The sequence below is a fragment of the Streptomyces sp. 7R007 genome, from assembly GCF_054850255.1.
On record NZ_JBTWMV010000040.1, the window covers coordinates 1 to 18,890 of the forward strand.

Annotated in this window: 18 protein-coding genes; 14 read left to right on the top strand and 4 right to left on the bottom strand. The window is 70.4% G+C overall.

The window, feature by feature from the left end:
- The first annotated feature begins 55 nt into the window (after window positions 1–55).
- The 6 genes from ACYF6T_RS34320 to ACYF6T_RS34345 are packed head-to-tail and all read left to right on the top strand — an operon-like array spanning window position 56 to window position 3,416.
- Window positions 56–979 carry a type II secretion system F family protein gene (locus tag ACYF6T_RS34320; RefSeq protein ID WP_461701414.1) on the top strand — a complete coding sequence of 308 codons (924 nt, stop codon included), beginning with the start codon at window positions 56–58 and terminating at the stop codon, window positions 977–979.
- Window positions 980–1,028: 49 nt separating this feature from the next.
- A complete protein-coding gene (locus tag ACYF6T_RS34325) occupies window positions 1,029–1,280 on the top strand; it encodes a hypothetical protein (protein ID WP_461701416.1) in 252 nt (83 codons plus the stop codon).
- 53 nt (window positions 1,281–1,333) lie between these two features.
- Window positions 1,334–1,771 (top strand): TadE/TadG family type IV pilus assembly protein, encoded by a 438-nt coding sequence (locus tag ACYF6T_RS34330; protein ID WP_461701499.1) that lies wholly within the window; start codon window positions 1,334–1,336, stop codon window positions 1,769–1,771.
- Window positions 1,772–1,822: 51 nt separating this feature from the next.
- Window positions 1,823–2,257: a TadE/TadG family type IV pilus assembly protein gene (locus ACYF6T_RS34335; RefSeq protein ID WP_461701501.1), complete on the top strand. Its 435-nt coding sequence runs from the start codon at window positions 1,823–1,825 to the stop codon at window positions 2,255–2,257.
- The gene (locus ACYF6T_RS34340; RefSeq protein ID WP_461701418.1) at window positions 2,254–2,715 is read left to right on the top strand and encodes a TadE/TadG family type IV pilus assembly protein; all 462 of its coding nucleotides are present in this window, start codon (window positions 2,254–2,256) and stop codon (window positions 2,713–2,715) included. Before ACYF6T_RS34335 ends, ACYF6T_RS34340 begins: the two co-directional genes overlap by 4 nt.
- Window positions 2,715–3,416, top strand: coding sequence for a hypothetical protein (locus ACYF6T_RS34345; protein ID WP_461701419.1), 702 nt, complete (start codon window positions 2,715–2,717; stop codon window positions 3,414–3,416). The genes ACYF6T_RS34340 and ACYF6T_RS34345 overlap by 1 nt, the downstream gene beginning before the upstream one ends.
- A gap of 13 nt (window positions 3,417–3,429) precedes the next feature.
- Here ACYF6T_RS34345 and ACYF6T_RS34350 read toward each other — a convergent pair whose 3' ends face one another.
- On the bottom strand, window positions 3,430–3,759 hold the full coding sequence (locus ACYF6T_RS34350) for a hypothetical protein (RefSeq protein WP_461701421.1): 330 nt from the start codon (window positions 3,757–3,759) through the stop codon (window positions 3,430–3,432).
- A gap of 88 nt (window positions 3,760–3,847) precedes the next feature.
- Between ACYF6T_RS34350 and ACYF6T_RS34355 the strand changes: the two genes are divergently transcribed.
- The 3 genes from ACYF6T_RS34355 to ACYF6T_RS34365 all read left to right on the top strand — a co-directional run bounded on the left by ACYF6T_RS34355 (window position 3,848) and on the right by ACYF6T_RS34365 (window position 9,550).
- The gene (locus tag ACYF6T_RS34355) at window positions 3,848–4,495 is read left to right on the top strand and encodes a hypothetical protein (protein WP_461701423.1); all 648 of its coding nucleotides are present in this window, start codon (window positions 3,848–3,850) and stop codon (window positions 4,493–4,495) included.
- A gap of 103 nt (window positions 4,496–4,598) precedes the next feature.
- The gene (locus ACYF6T_RS34360; protein WP_461701424.1) at window positions 4,599–9,218 is read left to right on the top strand and encodes a DUF6531 domain-containing protein; all 4,620 of its coding nucleotides are present in this window, start codon (window positions 4,599–4,601) and stop codon (window positions 9,216–9,218) included.
- Window positions 9,215–9,550, top strand: a complete 336-nt coding sequence (locus tag ACYF6T_RS34365; RefSeq protein ID WP_461701425.1) for a hypothetical protein — start codon at window positions 9,215–9,217, stop codon at window positions 9,548–9,550. The genes ACYF6T_RS34360 and ACYF6T_RS34365 overlap by 4 nt, the downstream gene beginning before the upstream one ends.
- Before the next feature lie 40 nt (window positions 9,551–9,590).
- Here ACYF6T_RS34365 and ACYF6T_RS34370 read toward each other — a convergent pair whose 3' ends face one another.
- Together ACYF6T_RS34370 and ACYF6T_RS34375 are read right to left on the bottom strand one after the other, a co-directional pair.
- Complete coding sequence (locus tag ACYF6T_RS34370) at window positions 9,591–10,661, bottom strand: hypothetical protein (protein WP_461701427.1); 1,071 nt, start codon at window positions 10,659–10,661, stop codon at window positions 9,591–9,593.
- The gene (locus ACYF6T_RS34375; protein ID WP_461701429.1) at window positions 10,661–11,332 is read right to left on the bottom strand and encodes a hypothetical protein; all 672 of its coding nucleotides are present in this window, start codon (window positions 11,330–11,332) and stop codon (window positions 10,661–10,663) included. The genes ACYF6T_RS34370 and ACYF6T_RS34375 overlap by 1 nt, the downstream gene beginning before the upstream one ends.
- Window positions 11,333–11,625: 293 nt before the next feature.
- On the opposite strand from ACYF6T_RS34375, the gene ACYF6T_RS34380 reads away from it, so the two are divergent.
- The 4 genes from ACYF6T_RS34380 (at window position 11,626) to ACYF6T_RS34395 (ending at window position 17,141) form a co-directional block, all read left to right on the top strand.
- Complete coding sequence (locus ACYF6T_RS34380) at window positions 11,626–14,592, top strand: BTAD domain-containing putative transcriptional regulator (protein WP_461701431.1); 2,967 nt, start codon at window positions 11,626–11,628, stop codon at window positions 14,590–14,592.
- Window positions 14,589–15,356 carry a prepilin peptidase gene (locus tag ACYF6T_RS34385; RefSeq protein WP_461701433.1) on the top strand — a complete coding sequence of 256 codons (768 nt, stop codon included), beginning with the start codon at window positions 14,589–14,591 and terminating at the stop codon, window positions 15,354–15,356. Before ACYF6T_RS34380 ends, ACYF6T_RS34385 begins: the two co-directional genes overlap by 4 nt.
- 128 nt (window positions 15,357–15,484) lie before the next feature.
- Window positions 15,485–16,684, top strand: coding sequence for a cyclic dehypoxanthinyl futalosine synthase (gene mqnC / locus ACYF6T_RS34390; RefSeq protein WP_461701435.1), 1,200 nt, complete (start codon window positions 15,485–15,487; stop codon window positions 16,682–16,684).
- 7 nt (window positions 16,685–16,691) lie between these two features.
- Window positions 16,692–17,141, top strand: a complete 450-nt coding sequence (locus tag ACYF6T_RS34395) for an imidazolonepropionase-like domain-containing protein (RefSeq protein ID WP_461701437.1) — start codon at window positions 16,692–16,694, stop codon at window positions 17,139–17,141.
- A gap of 73 nt (window positions 17,142–17,214) precedes the next feature.
- On the opposite strand, the gene ACYF6T_RS34400 is transcribed toward ACYF6T_RS34395, so the two are convergent.
- Window positions 17,215–18,213, bottom strand: coding sequence for a chitinase (locus ACYF6T_RS34400; RefSeq protein WP_461701439.1), 999 nt, complete (start codon window positions 18,211–18,213; stop codon window positions 17,215–17,217).
- Between the two features lie 305 nt (window positions 18,214–18,518).
- Between ACYF6T_RS34400 and ACYF6T_RS34405 the strand changes: the two genes are divergently transcribed.
- Window positions 18,519–18,887 (top strand): hypothetical protein, encoded by a 369-nt coding sequence (locus ACYF6T_RS34405; protein WP_461701441.1) that lies wholly within the window; start codon window positions 18,519–18,521, stop codon window positions 18,885–18,887.
- The last annotated feature ends 3 nt before the right edge of the window (window positions 18,888–18,890 follow it).

Genomic DNA, 18,890 nt, shown 5'->3' on the forward strand with positions numbered 1-18,890 from the left:
CCGTGCAGTTCGTGCGGCCGCGGATGCCCGCCCAGCCGGAAGAGGGGGTACGACGGTGAACCTGACGATGCCGATCGTGGTCGGCGCGGTCCTGGGCCTCGGTGTCTACGTCCTCGTACGCGCCCTGATGCCGTCCAAGCGCAGCGCGGTCGCACAGGTCGCCCGCATCGACGCGATGCGGGCGCGCGGGGCGGCGTACGAGTCGGCGCGGACGTCGGCGGGTACCGGCCGGTTGGGCTCGCTGCGCGCCGAAGTGGGCATCAGGGTCTCGGAGTTCTACCTCCAGCAGGGCTGGGAGCAGCGCTCGCTGCGCGCCGATCTGGCGGTGCTGGAGCGCAGTTGGGAGAACTTCCTCGCGACGAAGGTGCTGCTCGGGGTGGCGGGCCTGTTCTTCGGGCCGTTCCTGTTCGCCGTGGTCTGGACGATGGGCTTCGGCAGCAGCCCGGTCATCCCGGTGTGGCTGGCGCTGGTGTGCGCCCTGCTGTTCTTCTTCCTCCCCGATGTGGAGGTACGGCGGGACGCGGCCGACAAGCGGCGTGACCTGCGGCGCGTGATCGGCGCGTACCTGGACCTGGTCTCCATGAGCCTGGCCGGCGGGCGCGGTCTGCCGGAGGCGCTGATGGCGGCGGCGGAGGTCTCCGACGGCTGGGCGACGCAGCGCATCCGCAACGCCCTGGCCGACGCCCGCATCACCGGCATCAGCCAGTGGCAGGCGCTCGGCCAGCTCGGCGAGGAGATCGGCGTGGAGGAGCTGAAGGACCTGTCCGCGTCGCTGGCCCTGGTGGCCGACGACGGTGCCAAGGTCCGCGAGTCCCTCGCCTCCCGCGCCGAGACCATGCGGCACCGCGAACTCGCCGAGATCGAGGGCAGCGCGGGCGAGAAGTCGCAGTCCATGCTCGTGGCGCAGCTGCTGCTGTGCGCAGGATTCCTGGTGTTCCTGATCTTCCCGGCGGCGATGCGGGTGTTCCAGGTGTCGTAAGCCGTTCTGCAGCACTTCCGTGAACCGATTCGAGAGGACGACAAGCGTCATGAACGCACGAAACTTCCAGACCGGCATTCCGGCCGTCGACTTCCTGGTCACCTTCCTCCAGGGGCGCGTGCAGCGCGCCCGCTCCGGCGAACTGGACCGCGGTGCCTCGGCGGTGGAGTGGGTCATCATCTCCGCGGTCGTCGTCGCGATCGTCGGCGTGGTGGCCGCCATCATCAACGGCGCGCTCAGCGACGGCGCCAACAAGGTCAAGGACTGCATCAACGGCGCCAACCAGAGCGGCACCTGCTGACCGGGCGTACGTACAACGGGGTTGAAGGGGTGCCGGCACACGTGGGCAGATGGATGCGCCGCAGGCTGGGGGCCGTACGCGAGGCGACGGCCACCCGCGGCGACTCCGGCATGACCGCGATCGAGTTCGTGCTGCTCACGCCGGTGCTGTTCTTCATGATCTTCGCTACGGTGCAGTTCGCGCTGTACTTCTTCGCCGACCACGTGGCCCAGGCGGCGGCCCAGGCCGGTGCCCGCAAGGCCCGTGCCACCGCGCACGACCAGCCGGGCGCGTGGCGGGGCGAGGCACGCACCGTGGTGGACAGCTACATCAGCCAACTCGGCCCGCAGCTGGTGCTGTCGCCGAACGTGGAGATGCTCCAGCCGCAGCAGAACACGGTCGGCGTGGAGATCACGGCGAAGGTGCCGACGGTGTTCCCGGGCCTGAACTTCACCGTGCACGCGCAGTCGTTGGGGCCGGTGGAGCGGTTCGTACGCGAGGGGGAGAACTAGGTGCGCGCCACCTCCCTGTGTCGAGGACTGTGCCGAGGGCTGTACCGGGGGCTGTACCGGGGACCGAGCCGACGGCTGCGCCGCCGCTTCGATGGCGACGACCGCGGCCTGTCCGCGATCGAGGTCGTCATCCTCGCCCCGGTGATGATCCTGTTCGTCCTCGTCCTGGTGGCCTTCGGCCAGATGGTCGACGGACGCGGCGCGATCGACGGCGCGGCCCGGGACGCGGCCCGCTCCGGCTCCCTCCAGTGGGACGAGGCCAACGCCATGGCCGAGGCGCGCAAGGCGGCGGAGGCGGACCTGACCGACGTCTGCTCGGGCCCGGTGACGGTCACCAAGACCAGCGCGGGCTTCGCCGACGCCGACCTCTTCACCGTCCAAGTCAGCTGCGAGGTACGGGGCCTGGCGATGCTGGGCCTGAACCTCCCCGCCCACATGTCGGGTTCGTTCACGGCCCCGCTGGACCCGTACAAGAGGAAGGCATGAGGGACTCCGTACGGACCTGGCTGTCCTCCCGCCGGGCCCACCTCGACGACCGCGGCTCGGGCGCCGGCGCGGTCATCATCTTCGCGATCGTCTTCCTGTCGCTGTCGGCCTTCGTCATCGACGGCGGCCTGTCCATCTCCAAGCGCGAACGCGCCGCCGACATAGCGGAACAGGCGGCCCGCTACGCCGCCCAGGACATCGACCGCGAGGCCCTCTACGACAACGAGGGCGGCCCGGCACCGATCAACTACCAGAACTGCGACGCCCGCGTGAAGGCGTTCGCGCGGGAGATGGACATGCGCGGCGCGGACATCGCCGCGACCCACTGCGTGGCCGCCGACGCCGAACAGGTCGAGGTCCAGGTGCAGTTGACGTACACCCCGGTGTTCACCGGCATGTTCTACGGCGGCGACGTGGTCGTCCACGGCGAGGCCGTGGCGCAGAACGAGGTCGGCTGATGCTCGGCCGCGGCAGGCAGGAGCCGGTCGTCGAGCCGGTGCCCTGGGACCGGCCGGGCCGGTTCACGGTGACCGACGTCGTGCGCCCGGCCACACTGGGCCGCAAGGCCGTGAAGGGCCCGAGGGCGCTGCGCGTGGCGACCGTCCGCGACGGAGTGCGGTACTTCGCGCCGACGGTGCTCGTCTCGCGCGGCGGCGAGGAGGTCCCGTCATACGGGCTCTACGACGCCGTGCACCCGCAGGTGCCGCTGTGCTCCCTGACGCCGGAGAAGGAGGGCGCGCGCTACCGCGTGACCGACGGCCACGGGCAGCAGATCGGCCTCGTGCACCGCACGCCGGCCGCCAAGCGCACCATCCAGCACGGCTGGTGGCTCCAGCAGCCGGGCCGGCCGGACATCGTCGCCCGCTACCACTGGGCCCGGGGCAGCGCGAAGGAGATCGCGCAGCGCGGCAAGGAGACGGTGGTCAAGGGGGCCGGGGCGTTGGCCGGGAGCGTGGTCGACTCGCTGATCTCGTTCGGTGCGGAGGGCGACAGCGGACGTACGTACACCGCGAAGCCGGTCACCTGGCGTCCCGACGGTGAGCCGGAGACGGTGGTGCTGACGTGCGACCATGTCGACGGCGTCCGTGCCTACCTGCCCCAGGCGGAGTGGTTCGACCGGCGCCTGGCCTTCGCCCTGGCGGTGCTGCGGGAGGCGTGAGACGCGGCGACGATCACTTGCCCTTGCCGCCGTCCCCCTCCTCCTTCACCCCGTCCTGTGCCTGCTTCGCGAGGTCGAGGTCGAGCTTCTTGAACTCGCGGACGACCGCGTCGGCCATGTCGACGAGGGCGTCGAGCTGCTGGGTGATGTCCTCACGTCCGTCCTCCCAGTTGGACTCGAAGTCGCCGAGAGCGTCGTTGACACTGCCGTCGCCGATGTCCTCCTTGTAGGACTCGAAGAGCTTCTTGGTGTGGTTGAGACGGGTCTTCAGTGACCGCAGCCGCTCGCCGTAGTCCTCCAGTTCGCCGAGCGGCAACGCGAGGTCGCTCTTGCCCTGGCCCATGTGCCTCCCCCGATCTCGTAGTCTGGCCCGAACCGTACAACGGAACGATGTTGACACGAGCGATCGGGAAAACGGGGAGTCGGACGTCATGGCCCGCTACATGGAGGCGCTCACGATCGAGCGCGGAGGTTTCCGGATCAAGGTGCCGGAGTCGTGGTGGGAGTTCGACGTCCGGCCGGAGTCCCGGGACGACTCGATCCGGCAGATGGTCGGCGGACGCGTACGCCGGCAGCCGGAGTTGGCGCAGTACCGGGACACCTACGTCGCCTTTCTGCGCAAGGCGGCCGCGGACGCCTGGAAGTCGGGCGCCCTGTACTGCGGGTGCATGGCCGAGAGCTTCGGCGGTCCCACGCCGATCACCGGGTCGGTGACGGTGTCGCTGGTCGGCGGACGCACCCGGGAGGGCGCACCGCTGTCGACCGACCCGGCCGCGATCGCCGCCGGGCTGGCCCCCAAGGAGCCCAGGAAGGACGGCGATTCCTGGCGGAAGGTGACGACGGTCGACATCCCGGGCGTGGGCGCCGCGGCCCGCACGTACGGCATCGAGGACATCGCCGTACCGGACGACAGCCTGAACCGCACCGTCCGGGCCGTGCTGATGCAGACCTTCATCCCCGTGCCCGGTCAGGAGGGCAAGGTGGCGCTCGTGGCGGGCAGCAGCCAGGTCCTGGATCTCGCGGACTCCTTCTTCGACATCTTCGACGCGATCACGTCGACGTTCCGCTTCACGGGCTGAGATTCGTCACAGCGCCGGATCTTCGCGTCGTAGTTAAGAAGAGGGTAAGTTCACACGTGCATACGGCTGTTGATGGTGATGTGCGCGTGACGGGGGTTGCAGCATGGCGGGGCACCGGCCGCGGGACTGGCATGTCCTGGACCTGGACAAGGATCCGACACCGGGTGATCCGGACCGGGTACGGACCCTCGCCCGGACCCTGCACGAGTTCGCGGAGGACGTCTCCGAGGCGCTGAGGGTCGTCAAGGGGATGGCGGACGACGACGCGACCCTGCAGTGGGCGGGCAAGTCCGCGGAGGTCTTCAAGGACGAGTTCTCCGGCGTACCGAAGAACCTCAAGAAGCTGAAGAAGTCGTACGAGATGTGCGGCGACGCGCTGGCCGCGTACTGGCCGAAGCTGGAGCGGGCGCAGGCCCTGGCGGACCGGGCGCTGGCCAAGGGGCGTGAGGCGCAGAACGACCTGTCGTCGGCCAAGTCCCGCCTGGCGTCGGCCGATTCGTGGGTGACCCGGGCCACGCGTGAGGCCGACAAGTACAAGGACGACCCCACCGGCAGCAAGACGGACGCCGACAAGCCGGACGAGTCCAAGGTCCGTGCCGCCACCCGCGACGTGCAGCACGCCAAGTCCGCTCACACCAAGGCCCAGTCGGACGTCACCGACGCGCAGGACGCCCTGTCCGCCGCGAAGAAGATGGCCGAGGACGCCCGCCGGATGCGCGAGGAGGCGGCCCGGGAGGCCAAGCAGCAGATCGACGAGGCCTCCGACGCCGGCATCCAGAACCGGTCCTGGTGGGAGGAGGTCGGCGACTGGTTCGAGGACAACTGGGACACGATCGTCACGGTGTGCAAGGTGGTCGTGGCGGTGGTCGGCATCATCGCGATGATCATCGGTGGGCCGATCCTCGGCGCGATCGTGCTGGTGGCGGCACTCGTGGTGCTGGCGGACACGCTGAACAAGTACCGCAAGGGCCAAGCGTCCTTGTGGGACGTGGCGTTCGCGGCACTGGACTGCATACCCGGCGGCAAGGGAATCACCTCGCTGGGCAAGCTCGCGAAGGGCATGAAGGCGCTGGGCAAGGGCGGCCTCAAGGGCATGGCGCTCGGGCTCAGGGGACTCGGGCCGCGCCTGAAGGGCCTGGGCCGGGAGATGAAGAACCTCTTCACCTGCGGCGACCCGATCGACATGGCGACGGGCCAGATGGTCATGTCGATCACGGACGTGGCCCTCCCCGGCGTACTGCCGCTCGTGATCGAGCGCACGCACCGCACCGGAGTCAAGGCCGGCGGCTGGTTCGGGGCGAGCTGGACGTCGACGCTGGACCAGCGGCTGCTCATCGACGAGGACGGCGTCCGGTTCGTCGGCGCCGACGGCACGGTGCTGTACTACGCGGTCCCGGAGCCGGGCGCGCGCATGAGACCGATCGTCGGTCCCAACTGGCCGCTGGAGTGGGACGGTTCCCCGGAATCCGACATCACGGTGTGGCAACCGGAGAGCGGTACGACGCTGCACTTCAGGCGCATACCGGGCGCCCGTCCGGCCGAACTGCCGCTGACCGCCGTGCGGGACCGCAACGGCAACGCGATCGAGGTGCACTACGCGGCGGACGGGTCGCCGTCCGCCCTCGTCCACCGGGGCGGATACCGCGTCGGGGTGACGGTCACCGGAGGACGCGTGCGGGCCCTCTCCCTGGACAGCGCCCCCGAGCGGTCCGTGCTGCTGACCTACGAGTACGACGAGCACGGCCGGCTCACCGGGGCCGTGGACTCCTCGTCCGTCCCGCAGCGGTACAGCTACGACGACCGGCAGCGGATCACCGGCTGGCAGAGCCGGAACGGCCACTGGTACCGCTACGCCTACGACGACAAGGGCCGCTGTGTCCGTACCGGCGGTGACGGCGGCGTCCTCGCCTACACCTACGCGTACGACGACGACACGCGCACCACCGTCGCCACTGACTCCCTCGGCCACTCGCTCAGCTACACCTTCAACGAGGATCTCCGGCCCGTCCGCGAGACCGACCCGCTCGGCCACACCGTCACCCGCAGCTGGGACGACCACGGCCGCCTGGTCGCCCTCACCGACCCGCTCGGCCGCACCACGCACCTGAGCCACGACACCGAAGGCAACGTCACCCGGGTCGTGCGCCCCGACGGCGGGGTAGTGCGCACCGAGTACGACGAGTTCGGCCAGGTCACGAAGGTGACCCAACCGGACGGCAGCACCTGGCGGACGGTGTACGACGACCGGGGCAACCGCGTGGCCGTCATCGATCCGCTCGGCGCCGCCACGTCCTTCACCTTCGACGAGCGCGGAGGACTCACCGGCGTCACCGACGCGCTGGGCCGGCGTCAGCAGACCCTGGTCAACGACGCCGCCGGCCTCGTCGTCGGCACCACGGACGCGCTCGGGGCCGCCACCTCCTTCACCCGGGACGCCTTCGGTCGCATCACCGAGCTGACCGACCCCTTCGGAGCGGTCACCCGCGTCGGCTGGACCCCCGAGGGCCAGATCGCCTGGCGGCAGCTCCCGAACGGGACACGGGAGGACTGGTCCTACGACGCCGAGGGCAACCCGCGCGAGTACCGCTCCTCGAACGGGCGCCGCACCCGCTACGAGCACACCCACTTCGACCTCTGCACGCTGCGCGCGGACGACGACGGCACGCTTGAGCGCTTCGAGTACGACACCGAACTGCGCCTGCGGAGCGTGACCAACGCCGCCGGGCAGACCTGGAGTTACTCCTACGACGGCGTCGGCCGGCTGGTCTCCGAGACGGACTACAACGGACGGACACTGACCTACCGCTACGACGCGGCAGGGCAGCTCGTCGAGCGGACCAACGGAGCGGGACAGGTCACGCGCTTCCGCCACGACAGTCTCGGCAACGTCGTCGCCATGGACGCCGACGGCGCTGTCACGACGTACACGTACGACCCGCTCGGCAGGCTGGTGGGAGCGCGCAACGCGGACGTCGAGCTCGGACGGGAACACGACGCGACGGGCCGCCTGCTCGCCGAGTCGTGGAACGGCCGGGAGGTCCGCTCCGAGTACGACGTCACAGGACGGCGCACGAGCCGCAGGACACCGAGCGGTGCGATCACCCGGTGGGCCTACGAGGCCGAACAGCGGACCCTGGTGCAGCAGGTCGGACAGCACTCGGTCACCTTCCGGTACGACATCGCCGGCCGGGAGGTCGAACGGGTCCTCGGAGAGGCGGCGCGCCTGACCCACGAGTGGGACACCGAGCGGCTGCGCACCACTCAACGGGTCGTGACCAGCACCGGTGACACCAGGCAGCGGGCCTTCCAGCACCGGGCCGACGGCGTCCTCACCTCGGTGACGGACTCGCGCCACGGCGAGCGGACCTTCGTCCTCGACCACGCCGGCAGGGTGACCCGGGCGCGAGGGGGCGCGGCCTGGGACGAGACCTACCAGTACGACCTGCTGGGCAACCTCACTGGCTTCCACACCGCGGCCCCCGTACCCGAGGACCAGCCCGGGCCCGGCGACCGCAGCTACTCGGGCACGCTCCTCGAACGGGCCGGCCGTACCGTCTACCGGCACGACGCCCAGGGGAGGGTGATCCGCCGGGTCACCAAGCTGCTGTCGGGCGGCAGACGCGAATGGCGCTACGCGTGGAACGCCGAGGACCAGCTCACGGACGTCTCGACACCGGACGGGCGTCACTGGCACTACGTCTACGACCCCGTCGGTCGCCGGGTGGCCAAGCAACTGCTCGCGGGGGACGGCACGACCGTCGTCGAGCAGGTGTCCTTCTTCTGGGACGGCGACGATCTCGCCGAGCAGACGGACGGCACCGTCAGCACGTCATGGGACTGGACCGAGGGACCCACACCGATCGGTCAGCGCGTCAGGGAAACCGGCCCGGTCGACCCGGACACGCCGCAGGACGAGATCGACGAGCGCTTCTACGCCATCGTCACCGACCTCCTCGGTACGCCGACGGAGCTGGTCGACGCGGAGGGGACCATCGCGTGGACGCGCTCGGCCACCCTGTGGGGCGTTCCCGTCGAGGAGCCCCGCGCCGAGCACGTCGACTTCCCGCTCCGGTTCCCCGGCCAGTACTTCGACGCGGAAACGGGGCTGCACTACAACCACCACCGGTACTACGAGCCCGGAACGGCGCGCTATCTCAGTCCGGACCCGCTGGGACGGACACCGGCGCCGAATCACCACGCCTATGTGAAGAACCCGCTCCAGTGGAAGGACCCGCTCGGCCTCAAGGCGCCGTGCATGGTGGACCTTTACCACGGCACGCAACGCCACCACGCCGACAGCATCGTCAACGACGGGATCAACCTCGTGGGAAGCAACCGTGCCATGGACTTCGGCAAGGGAGGGTTCTACGTGACCAACGACCCCCGCCAGGCGCTCACGTGGGCCAAGCAACTGGCCGACAAACGCGGGGGGTTGCCCGCAGTCGTCCACTTCAAGGTGCCGAAGAGCGAGCTCGACAACCTGACCAGCAAGATCTTCGACGGGCCGAGCGACGAGCTGGCCGCCTTCATCAAGCACCACCGCACCGGTGGCGCCATGCACAACTACGAGATGGTCGAGGGACCCATGCTGAGGAACGTGAGAAGATTCGTCAGCGGCAAAGCGGAGCCCGAATTCTTCGGGCACCAGATAGCCATCTACTCGGACCGTGCCGCTGAACTGTTCAATAATTCAGTACATCGTGTGGTGGGGCCGACATCGTGAAGACCGAGTTCCTGATTCCTCTCGACGAAGAAATGCTCGAGTATTTCCGCGAGATGGTGGACTTCCTCGTGGAGAACTGCGGAATCTCCCGTGCGGAGGCGGTCGCCAGGATCAACGAGAGGTATGCCAGGAAGGAGATGGACACGCTGGAGCAGAACCTCATGACCCATGAGTTTCCCGAGTTCTGGGCCTACGGGGCCTACTACCTTCCGGACGCCGACGACCGGCTGCCGACCGGGGACGCGGACGCGGACGCGGACATCGACTTCACACGCCTGCCGATCCGCCCCGCGCCCCCGAAGGATTCGCCTTTCTGGACACTCGAGGAATGACGGTCACGCCGGCGGCCGACACCTGAAGCACCCGTCCGCGTCAGCGGTTCACCGACTGGATCTCCTGGACGTCCATGGCCTGGGTCGTCTCGAAGACGCCGTCGGGGAGGTCGCCGCCGCTGCCGTCGGAGCCGTGCCAGCTGATCTTCCAGGTGATGCCGGCCCTGAGGCGGTACGGCGTGCCGTTCGTCGCGTGGAGGTAGGTGATGCTGCAGGACGGGGACTTGTCGGCGTCGCCCGGCTCGTACGGCGTTCCGATGGAGCCGTCCGCGTTGACGGTGCAGTCGCCCGAGGCCGGGTTCGTCGTCGCGTCCCGCGTGCCCGGGTCCAGGTGGAGGGCGACGGGCTTGGCGGTCGTCTCCGCCCACAGGCCCGTGTCCGGCAGCTCCGCGCGGACCTTGACCTCCTTGAACGTGTCCTGGTCCAGCCACACCCAGGTCGGCAGGTTCACCGTGGATCTGGCGGCCGGCTTCGACTCGACCTCGGTCGTGGGCACCTTGATCTTGTCGTAGGCGTACTCGGCGAGGGTCTTGGGGGTGGGGGCGTTCGGGACCGCGGGGATCTCGCCGGCGTCCTGCCAGAACATGACGCGCTCACAGCCGAAGGAGTCGGGGGAGGCGGGGTCGCGGGCGACGCCACGCCAGAAGTAGCCGTCCTTGCCGATGTTGTAGTCGTGGTAGCCCCCGGTGGGCGTGAGGTCGCCGTCCTTGTAGTTGTAGGCGTCCTTGCCGTCGCGGTAGTGATCCGTCCAGAGCTTCGTGCCGCCCCACTCCGTGTGCGGGCTGACGTATCCGAGCGGGTTGTCCGACTCCGCGAACGCCTTGAGCTTCTCCGGCGTGTACACCGGCTCGTACCAGCAGGGCGGCGGCTCCCAGTTCACGTCCGTCGACGAGAGGCTCCCCGTCCTGCCGCCGGTGGGACCGCTGACCTGGGTGACCTTGATCCGGGAGACGGCGGCGGAGAGTTCGCCGTTGCCGTTGGCATGGCCGGATACCGGGGGAGGGGTCGTGTTGTCCGCGGGTCCGTCGGCACGCGCTGTGCCCGCGGTCCAGAACACGGCTGCCGCACCTACGGCGGCGCCCCAGCGCACCGTCCGCGCGGAGGGGGTCATCACCGGCATTCCTTCGCCTTGCCGATGACCTCGATGGTGAACGCCCTCCAGACCTTGGACGAACCGGTCGGGGGGATCATGCGCAGCCTGAACGTCTGGTAGCTGCTCAGGCTTTCCTTCGTGTAGAGGATCTTTCCGGTCTTGATCTCTTTGCCGTAGAACTTGGCCTGGTTCCTGCAGAACTGGACGAGCACGCCCTGGCCGCCGCGGAGGGTGGTGACTTCGTCGTTGTAGTACCTGTCCGTGCCGGTGACGGTCCAGCCGCCCTTCTTCCAGGTCTCGATCTGCGACTTCGCGTACGACGCGGCCTGGTTGAGTGAGTAGTACCGGTACGCCGGGTCGTTCGGGTCCTGCTGGTCGATGCCGTGGTTCAGGGCGCGAATGTAGTTCTCCGCACCCCCGAGCGCCCCCGCACGCGTCGCCTCCGACGGCTTGTCGAAGTCGAAGACCAGCTTGAAGTCCTCGGGCAGGCCGAGGTCGGGCCCGCTGCCGCCCGCCGCCGCGGACGCCGACGTGGACGCCGACGTGGAGGCCGACGGACTGCCGGAGATGTCCGCCCCCTTGATGTCGTCCGACCCCTTGTCGTCACCACCCCCGCCGCACGCGGTGAGCAAAAGGGTGGCTGCCGCGGTGAACGCGGTGGCAGTGGACGTCAGGGTGCGGCGGACCACTGTGGAACTCCCCCGGAGAGATCGGCTGTGTGCAACAGGGAACGAAGCTATCAGGGGTTGGTAAGGGGGCTTTGCGGGGCGGCGGGGGATTGTGTGGGGGATGTGAGGAGTGTGGCGGCGTGCCCGGAGCCGCCCCGCTCTGATGTATCAGCCCCGTACCGGACCTTCGACGTCCCAAATAAGAGTCCATAAGATCTCTGTAGGCTCAGTACACCACTCACGCACGTCACGCACGTCACGCATTCGCCCACGCCATCCCCACCGACCACCACCACACCACCAGGACACCCGCCATGCCGCGACGCCGCACCTCAAGCTCGATGAGCAGTACGACGGGCAACGCCTCGGCCCCGAGGAACCGGACACCGCAGCCCGTGCGCATCCGGCGGCGTACCTTCGGGGACTTCGTCAAGGCGTTCTTCGCGTTCGTCGCGTTGCTCGTGCTGGTCGTCGGGGTGCCGGGGGCGCTGGCCGTGGCGGTCGGCTGGCCGTTGCCGCACGGGGCGCCCAGCCTGGACTGGCTGCAGCAGGAGATCACCGTAGGGACGTTCCTGCACATCCTGACGGTCGTCGTGTGGCTGGCCTGGGCGCAGTTCACCGCCTGCGTGCTGGTGGAGGTCAAGGCCGCGCTGTCCGGCGTCGGCGTGCCCGGCCGGGTGCCCGGAGCCGGCCCCAGCCAGCTGCTCGCCCGGCAGCTCGTCGCCGCGTTGCTGCTGGTCGGCGCCACGGCGGCCAGCCTCACGCCGGGGCTGTCGCAGCTGGGGCACAGCCTGGAGGGCAACCAGAAGCCCGCCGTCGCCGTCGCCGCCGCCCAGGCGACCCCCGGCCTCTTCGCCCAGCAGCAGGAGCAGGCCGCGAGCACCGCCGCCGCCCTCGCCGAGCAGGCCTCGCACGCGGCGGCGCACGCCGACACCGCCGCCCATCAGCACGGCGAGACGAAGTACTACCGCATCCAGCCGCCCGAGGGCCGCCACCACGACTCCCTCTGGGAGATCGCCCAGCGCCACCTCGGCGACGGACGCCGGTACAAGGAGATCTACGAGCTCAACAAGGACCGTGTCCAGCCCGACGGTTCGAAGCTGTCCGAGGCCAGTCTGATCCGGCCCGGCTGGATCATGGAGATGCCGGGCGACGCGCACGGCGGCGAACTCGTCGAGATGCCGGACGCGGACGGCGGCGGCAACGCCCAGGTCTCGCACGGCCTCCAGCAGCAGATCCACGACTACGCCAAGACCGGCGACCACGCCCAGGGCGGCGACCACGCCCAGGGCGGCGATCAGGCCCAAGGACAGCAGGGCGCCCCGCACGGCCGGCAGGTCTCCGTGCCGCAGCAGCACGCCCCCGCCGCCCACCAGCACGCCACCGCCGAGTCCGGCTCCCACTCCTTCGGCCTGTCCGAGGCCCTGCTCACCGCCCCCCTCCTCGCCGCCGGCCTCCTCGGTGCCCTGGGCCGCCGGCGCCGGCAGGCGCTGTGGCAGGCGGCGTTCGGTGGGCGGCGCGGGATGGAGCCGCCGACGCCCACCGGTGAGGCCGCGAACGCGCAGGACGCCCTGCTCGTCGGCGCCGACCCCGAAGGCGTACGCCTGCTGGACCGGTCACTGAGGGGACTCGCGGCCTCGCTGGCCGCCGAGTCGCGCGCCCTGCCCACCGTGTACGCCGCCTGGCTCACCAACGGCGATCTGCACCTGCAACTCGCCCAGCCCGCCGGGAAGCCCCCGGCGCCGTGGCAGCTCGGGCAGGACCAGACGTTCTGGATGCTGGCGCGCACCGACGCCGAGCGCTACGGCGACCTCGACACGGCCGCGCCCTACCCCGGTCTGGTCAGCCTCGGCACCATGGACGACTCGCGGCTGCTGCTCAACCTGGAGTCCGTCCCCGGCATCGTCTCGCTCAGCGGCCGCGAGGCCGACCGGGCGGCCGTCTTCGCCTCCGTGGCCGCCGAGTTGGCGACCAACGGGTGGTCCGACCGGATGACGATCACGCTCGTCGGGTTCGGCGAGGACCTCACCCCGCTCGCCCCCAACCGGCTGCGCCACCTCGACGGCATCGACGACCTCATCGAGACCATGGAGGCCGAGACCCGGCAGCGGCGGGGCGCGCTGGGCGCCGCCGGTCACGACTCCGTGCTCACCGGGCGCACGGGCCCCGCCCAGCACACCCGTTGGGCCCCGCACCTGGTCCTGCTCGCCGCCCAGCCCTCCGCCGAGGACGCCGTCAAGCTCGCCGAACTCGCCGCCGACGCGAGCCGGTTGGGCATCGGGTACCTGGTCGGCACGGACAGCGGTGAACTGCCCGGCGCCGCCTGGGAGATGGAGGTCACCGGCGAGGGCAAGCTCCTCGCGCCGCTGCTCGGGCTCGAACTCGACGCCCAGATGCTGCCGTTGGCGACCCAACGGGCCGTCGTCGAGCTGTTCGTCGAGGCCGACCCCGACCGCGGTCCCGAAGGACCCACCACCACACCGCCGTTCCTCGTCGACATCAGCGAGCAGGGGCGGCCCGCGGTGTACGCGCGTCTCGTCGGCCCGTACGAGATCATCGGCCTGGAGACGCCGGACGGGGAGCGCAGCGCGCTGCTGCACGAGGCGCTCGCGCTGCTGCTCCTGCACCGCGAGGGCGTGCACCCGCGCGTCCTCTCCTCCGCGCTGTGGCCGCGCGGCGTCACCGAGGACGTGCGCGACGCGCTGCTGGAGCGGCTCGGCGCCTGGCTCGGCACCGACCCGGACGGCAGCCCGCGGCTCGCCACCGACGCCACCGGGCGGCTCACACTCGCCAAGTCCGTCGTGTCGGACCTGGACGTGCTGCGGTCGCTCTACCACGAGGCCACCCAGGGCAAGGGCGTCGACAGCCGGGCCGTGCGCGGGCGGCTGCTCACCGACGCGCTGGTCCTGGTGCGCGGCCCGCTGCTCGCCGACCGGCCCGAGGGCCGCTACCGCTGGCTCACGCACGAGATCATCGACGCCCAACTCCCCCTGTTGGTCGCGGACATCGGGCTCGCGCTGTCGGCGTTCCACCTGGAGAAGGACCGCGCGGAGAAGGCCATCGAGGCGCTGAACGCGGCCCTGCGGACCGCTCCGGCGGACGAGCGCCTGTGGAACGAGCTGCTGCGCGCCACGCACGCCACGGGTGACGCCGACCGCCTCCAGGCCCTCGCCGCCGACCTCGTGGGCCGCAGCGGCGCCCGCGGCCTGCCGCCGCGCACCGAGGCGCTCCTCGACGAACTGCTCCCGTCCTGGCGCAGCGGCAGCGTCGCGGCAGGATGAACGCCGATGTGAGTACGGCGCTGCTGGCCGCCGTCGCCGCGCTGTGGGGTGCGGCGAGCGGAGCGCTGCTGCCACGCGCCGCGTACCGCTTCTCCGCGCCGGCGGGCGAGCCGTGGCGGTCGTCGTGCCCGGCGGGCCACCGGATCGCCGGGTGGCTCGGGCGCGCGCGCTGCCCCGACTGCGGGACCGGCTCCGGGAACCCAGGGACGCGCTCGCAGTCGTACGGCCCCGCCACCCTCACCCTCGCCGTGCTCACGGCCCTCGTCTGCGCCGCCCTCGCCGCCGCCACCGGCACGCGGCCCGAGCTCGGCGTCTGGCTGCTGCTCGCGCCCGTCGGGGTGCTGCTGGCGGTGGTCGACTTCCGGGTGCAACGGCTGCCCGACGCCCTGACCCTCCCGCTCGCGGGCGCCGCGCTGGTCCTGCTCGGCGCCGTCGCCCTCGTACCGGAGCACGCCGGCGACTGGCTCACCGCGCTGTACGGCGCCCTCGCGCTGGGCGGCGCCTTCTTCGTGCTGTTCCTCGTCAACCCCGGCGGCATGGGCTTCGGCGACGTGAAGCTGGCGCTCGGGCTGGGCGCCGTGCTGGGCTGGTACGGGTGGCCGACGGTGATGCTGGGCACGTTCGCCGCCTTCCTGCTCGGTGCCCTCTACGGCGGCGCGCTCGTCGTCCTGCGGCGGGCCGGGCGCAGGACGGCGATCGCGTTCGGGCCGTTCCTGATCACCGGCGCGTTCGCCGGCCTCCTCATCGGCGCGTACGCGGCCTGACGACGCCGGCGCGTATGCGGTCTGACGACGCCGGCGCGTATCCGGTATCCGGCCTGACGTCGGCGCCGGGAAACGCCTGACGTAGGCTGGTTCGGTCCGTCCACCCCCTTGACGAAAGGGACGCCCCGGTGACCGAGAAGGCCGACCTCCAGTCCGTGCTCGACCGTGCCGCGGCCGGCGGACGGATCACCCCCGAAGAGGCGCTCGACCTCTACCGCGACGCCCCGCTGCACGCCCTCGGCGCCGCCGCCGACGCCGTGCGCCGCCGCCAGTACGCCGGGATCGAGCACATCGCGACGTACATCATCGAGCGCAACATCAACTACACGAACGTCTGCGTCACGGCCTGCAAGTTCTGCGCCTTCTACGCCGCTCCCAAGGACACGGAGAAGGGCTGGACGCGCGACCTGGACGACATCCTGCGCCGCTGCGCGGAGACCGTCGAGCTCGGCGGCACGCAGATCATGTTCCAGGGCGGGCACCACCCGGACTACGGCGTCGAGTACTACGAGAAGCACTTCAAGGCGATCAAGGACGCGTTCCCGCAGCTGGTCATCCACTCCCTCGGCGCGTCCGAGGTCGAGCACATGGCCCGGATCAGCGGGGTCTCCGTCGAGGAGGCCATCACCCGCATCCACGCGGCCGGCCTCGACTCCTTCGCCGGTGCCGGCGCGGAACTCCTCCCCGAGCGCCCCCGCAAGGCCATCGCTCCCCTGAAGGAGAGCGGCGAGCGCTGGCTGGAGATCATGGAGACCGCGCACCGGCTGGGCGTGGAGTCGACGTCGACGATGCTCATGGGCACCGGCGAGACCAACGCCGAGCGCATCGAGCACCTGCGGATGATCCGGGACGTCCAGGACCGCACGGGCGGCTTCCGGGCCTTCATCCCGTACACCTACCAGCCCGAGAACAACCACCTGAAGGGCCGCACGCAGGCGACGATCTTCGAGTACCTGCGGATGATCGCGATCGCCCGCATCTTCCTCGACAACGTCCGCCACATCCAGGGTTCCTGGCTGACGACCGGCAAGGAGGTCGGCCAGCTCTCCCTGCACTACGGCGCCGACGACCTCGGCTCGATCATGCTGGAGGAGAACGTCGTCTCGTCGGCCGGCGCCAAGCACCGCTCCAACCGGCTGGAGATCATCGACCTCATCCGCAAGGCCGGCCGCGTGCCCGCGCAGCGCTCGACGACGTACGAGCACCTCGTCGTGCACGACGACCCGGCGAACGACCCGGTCGACGAGCGGGTCGCCTCGCACATCTCCTCGACGGCGATCGCGGGCGGCACGGCGCACCCCGAGCTGAAGATCCTCGCCTCCAACTGACCTTCCCGTGCTGACGATTCACGCGGCGGACGAGGTCCGCACCACGTGGGACGACGCCGAGCCGGTCAAGGACGGCGCCGTCGCGGTGGACGGCGCCCGTGTCGCCGCCGTGGGCACGCTGGCGGACGTGCGGGAGCGGTTTCCGGGGGCGCGGGTGCGCAGCTGGCCGGGCGTGCTGGGGCCGGGGCGCGTCCACGAGGGGCCGCTGCCGGACGCCCCGAGCCCCCGTGAACGTGTTCACGAGGTACTGAAGTCGGGCGCCACGGCGATCCTCGCCGCGTACGCCGACCCGCCCGGACTCCGCGCGGCGGCGGACCGCAACGACGTGCTGGTCCTGCCGGCCGCCCGGCCGCCGGAGATCACGCCGGACGCCCGGGCCGACCTCGCCGTCCTGGACGAGACCGGCGCCTGCGTCGCCACCGTGTGCGCAGGCCGCCTGGTGCACCGGCGCCGATAGCCACCGGCCCACTGGCCCGCCGGCCCACTGACCCGCCAGCCCACTGACCCTCCGGTTCGCTGCCCCCCGGCCGTCAGCCCGCCAGCGCCTTTCCGAACGCCCCCGAACTCTGCTTCACCCCGCTGCAGTTGGTCGCCGCGTCGTCCTGGGACGACTGCCCCGCCTCACACTGCTGGTCCCGGAACGTCGACCACATCGACACCCACGCGATCTCCTTCTCCTCCGCGAACGTCCGCACCTGCGCCGCGTCGGAGAGGGTGAACGTCTCGTTGTCCACGTCGTTGACCCCGATCATCGACGTCAGCGCCATCCCACGCCACGCGGCCGCGTCCGACAGCCCGAACACCTTCTTCAGCTGCGTGTGCGCGGCCCTGGCCGAGGTGAGGGCGTAGTCGCCCATGTCACCGTCGTACGACTCGCCGTAGTTCATGGTCATGATGTTGACCGTGGAGACCTGCACGTCGTAGGTGTTCGCGGACTCCAGCAGCGCCAGACTGTCGGAGTCCAGCCCGGACGGCATCACGGGAAGCGTGAACGACACCTTCAGGTCGGGCCGTTGCTTCTGGAGCTCGGCGATCGCCTGGGAGCGCAGCTTGACCGAGTCGGCGTCGGTCAGCTGGTCGCCCTCGATGTCGAAGTCGGCCTGCTGGGAGCCCGCCGCGTCCAGGGCGGCGGCGTACGCGGCGGCCAGCTTCGACGCGCTGTCGCAGGTCGTCGCCAGCTCCTTGCCGGAGGCCCCGCCGAAGGAGACGCGCACGCTCGCGCCGTCCTGCTTCAGCTGGGAGATCCGGGACGTGACGGAGGAGTCGGCCAGGTCGTGCTCACCGTTCCAACTCGGCGTGCACGCACTGCCGTCGGCGATCACGAAGGCCAGGTTGTACGTCGACGGAGAGCCGCTGGAGTCGGTGTCGGCGGCCTGCGTGGCGCTCACGTAGGGGGCGTACGACGTGCTCGCCCCGGCTTCCTCGGAGGGCGCGGCGCTGGTGGGCCCACCGGACCCCGAGGAGCACCCCGCCGTGGCCAGGGCAAACAGACAAGTGAACCCGGCCGCCGGCTTCAGGAAACTCCGCATTGGCATGCACCCGCTCTCGTGATTTCTGTCTCAGCATTGAAACAAGGTCCCATTCCAAAGGAAAACGTCTCACGGGAAACCTGTGTTCAGAATGACGGCTAATGCACAGGCAACACATGGAATGATCCGAACACAACAGACAAACAAGGCGGAATAAAACGGGCATTCACTTACCTACAACCCCAACCGTCACCCCCCAGTCGTTCAGGTTATCTCTCAGGTGAGGGACAGGTTATGAGGCTTCTCATATGCGCCTCACAAGAAGTGGGGTTTCGGTCACATAAAGGCTGTCTAATGTCTGGGGAATGCAATCCGAGCCTGCCATCGAAAACCGCGCGACCGCGTCCGGTCGCCGCCGCAAACGCGGCAACGGGTCCGTCGAGGGGCCCGTCTTCGTTGACAACTCCGGTCGCCGCTCGAAGCTGCTGCGCCGGATCGGCCTCCTGGTCGGCGTCCTGTGTCTCGGGTACGCCGTCGTCCTGGGGCTGGCCTTCATGGGCATCGGCACGTCCGTCAACCCGTCCTCGCTGCTGCCCTTCGGCAGCGGTCAGGCGGGCCCGGCAGGGAGCGGTGCCGGTCCCGGCGGCTACCGCCAGCAGGGTGGCACCGGCAGTCAGGTCGGCGGCCCTTCGGCCCTGCCCACCCCGTCCGCGTCCGCGTCAGCGGCCAACTGACCG

Bases quoted from the DNA above. Each gene is read 5' to 3' on its own strand.
- ACYF6T_RS34325 (WP_461701416.1), top strand. From the start codon at position 1,029: ATGAACGCACGAAACTTCCAGACCGGCATTCCGGCCGTCGACTTCCTG.
- ACYF6T_RS34330 (WP_461701499.1), top strand. From the start codon at position 1,334: ATGCGCCGCAGGCTGGGGGCCGTACGCGAGGCGACGGCCACCCGCGGC.
- ACYF6T_RS34340 (WP_461701418.1), top strand. From the start codon at position 2,254: ATGAGGGACTCCGTACGGACCTGGCTGTCCTCCCGCCGGGCCCACCTC.
- ACYF6T_RS34345 (WP_461701419.1), top strand. From the start codon at position 2,715: ATGCTCGGCCGCGGCAGGCAGGAGCCGGTCGTCGAGCCGGTGCCCTGG.
- ACYF6T_RS34350 (WP_461701421.1), bottom strand. From the start codon at position 3,759: ATGGGCCAGGGCAAGAGCGACCTCGCGTTGCCGCTCGGCGAACTGGAG.
- ACYF6T_RS34355 (WP_461701423.1), top strand. From the start codon at position 3,848: ATGGCCCGCTACATGGAGGCGCTCACGATCGAGCGCGGAGGTTTCCGG.
- ACYF6T_RS34360 (WP_461701424.1), top strand. From the start codon at position 4,599: ATGGCGGGGCACCGGCCGCGGGACTGGCATGTCCTGGACCTGGACAAG.
- ACYF6T_RS34370 (WP_461701427.1), bottom strand. From the start codon at position 10,661: ATGACCCCCTCCGCGCGGACGGTGCGCTGGGGCGCCGCCGTAGGTGCG.
- ACYF6T_RS34380 (WP_461701431.1), top strand. From the start codon at position 11,626: ATGCCGCGACGCCGCACCTCAAGCTCGATGAGCAGTACGACGGGCAAC.
- ACYF6T_RS34385 (WP_461701433.1), top strand. From the start codon at position 14,589: ATGAACGCCGATGTGAGTACGGCGCTGCTGGCCGCCGTCGCCGCGCTG.
- ACYF6T_RS34400 (WP_461701439.1), bottom strand. From the start codon at position 18,213: ATGCGGAGTTTCCTGAAGCCGGCGGCCGGGTTCACTTGTCTGTTTGCC.
- ACYF6T_RS34405 (WP_461701441.1), top strand. From the start codon at position 18,519: ATGCAATCCGAGCCTGCCATCGAAAACCGCGCGACCGCGTCCGGTCGC.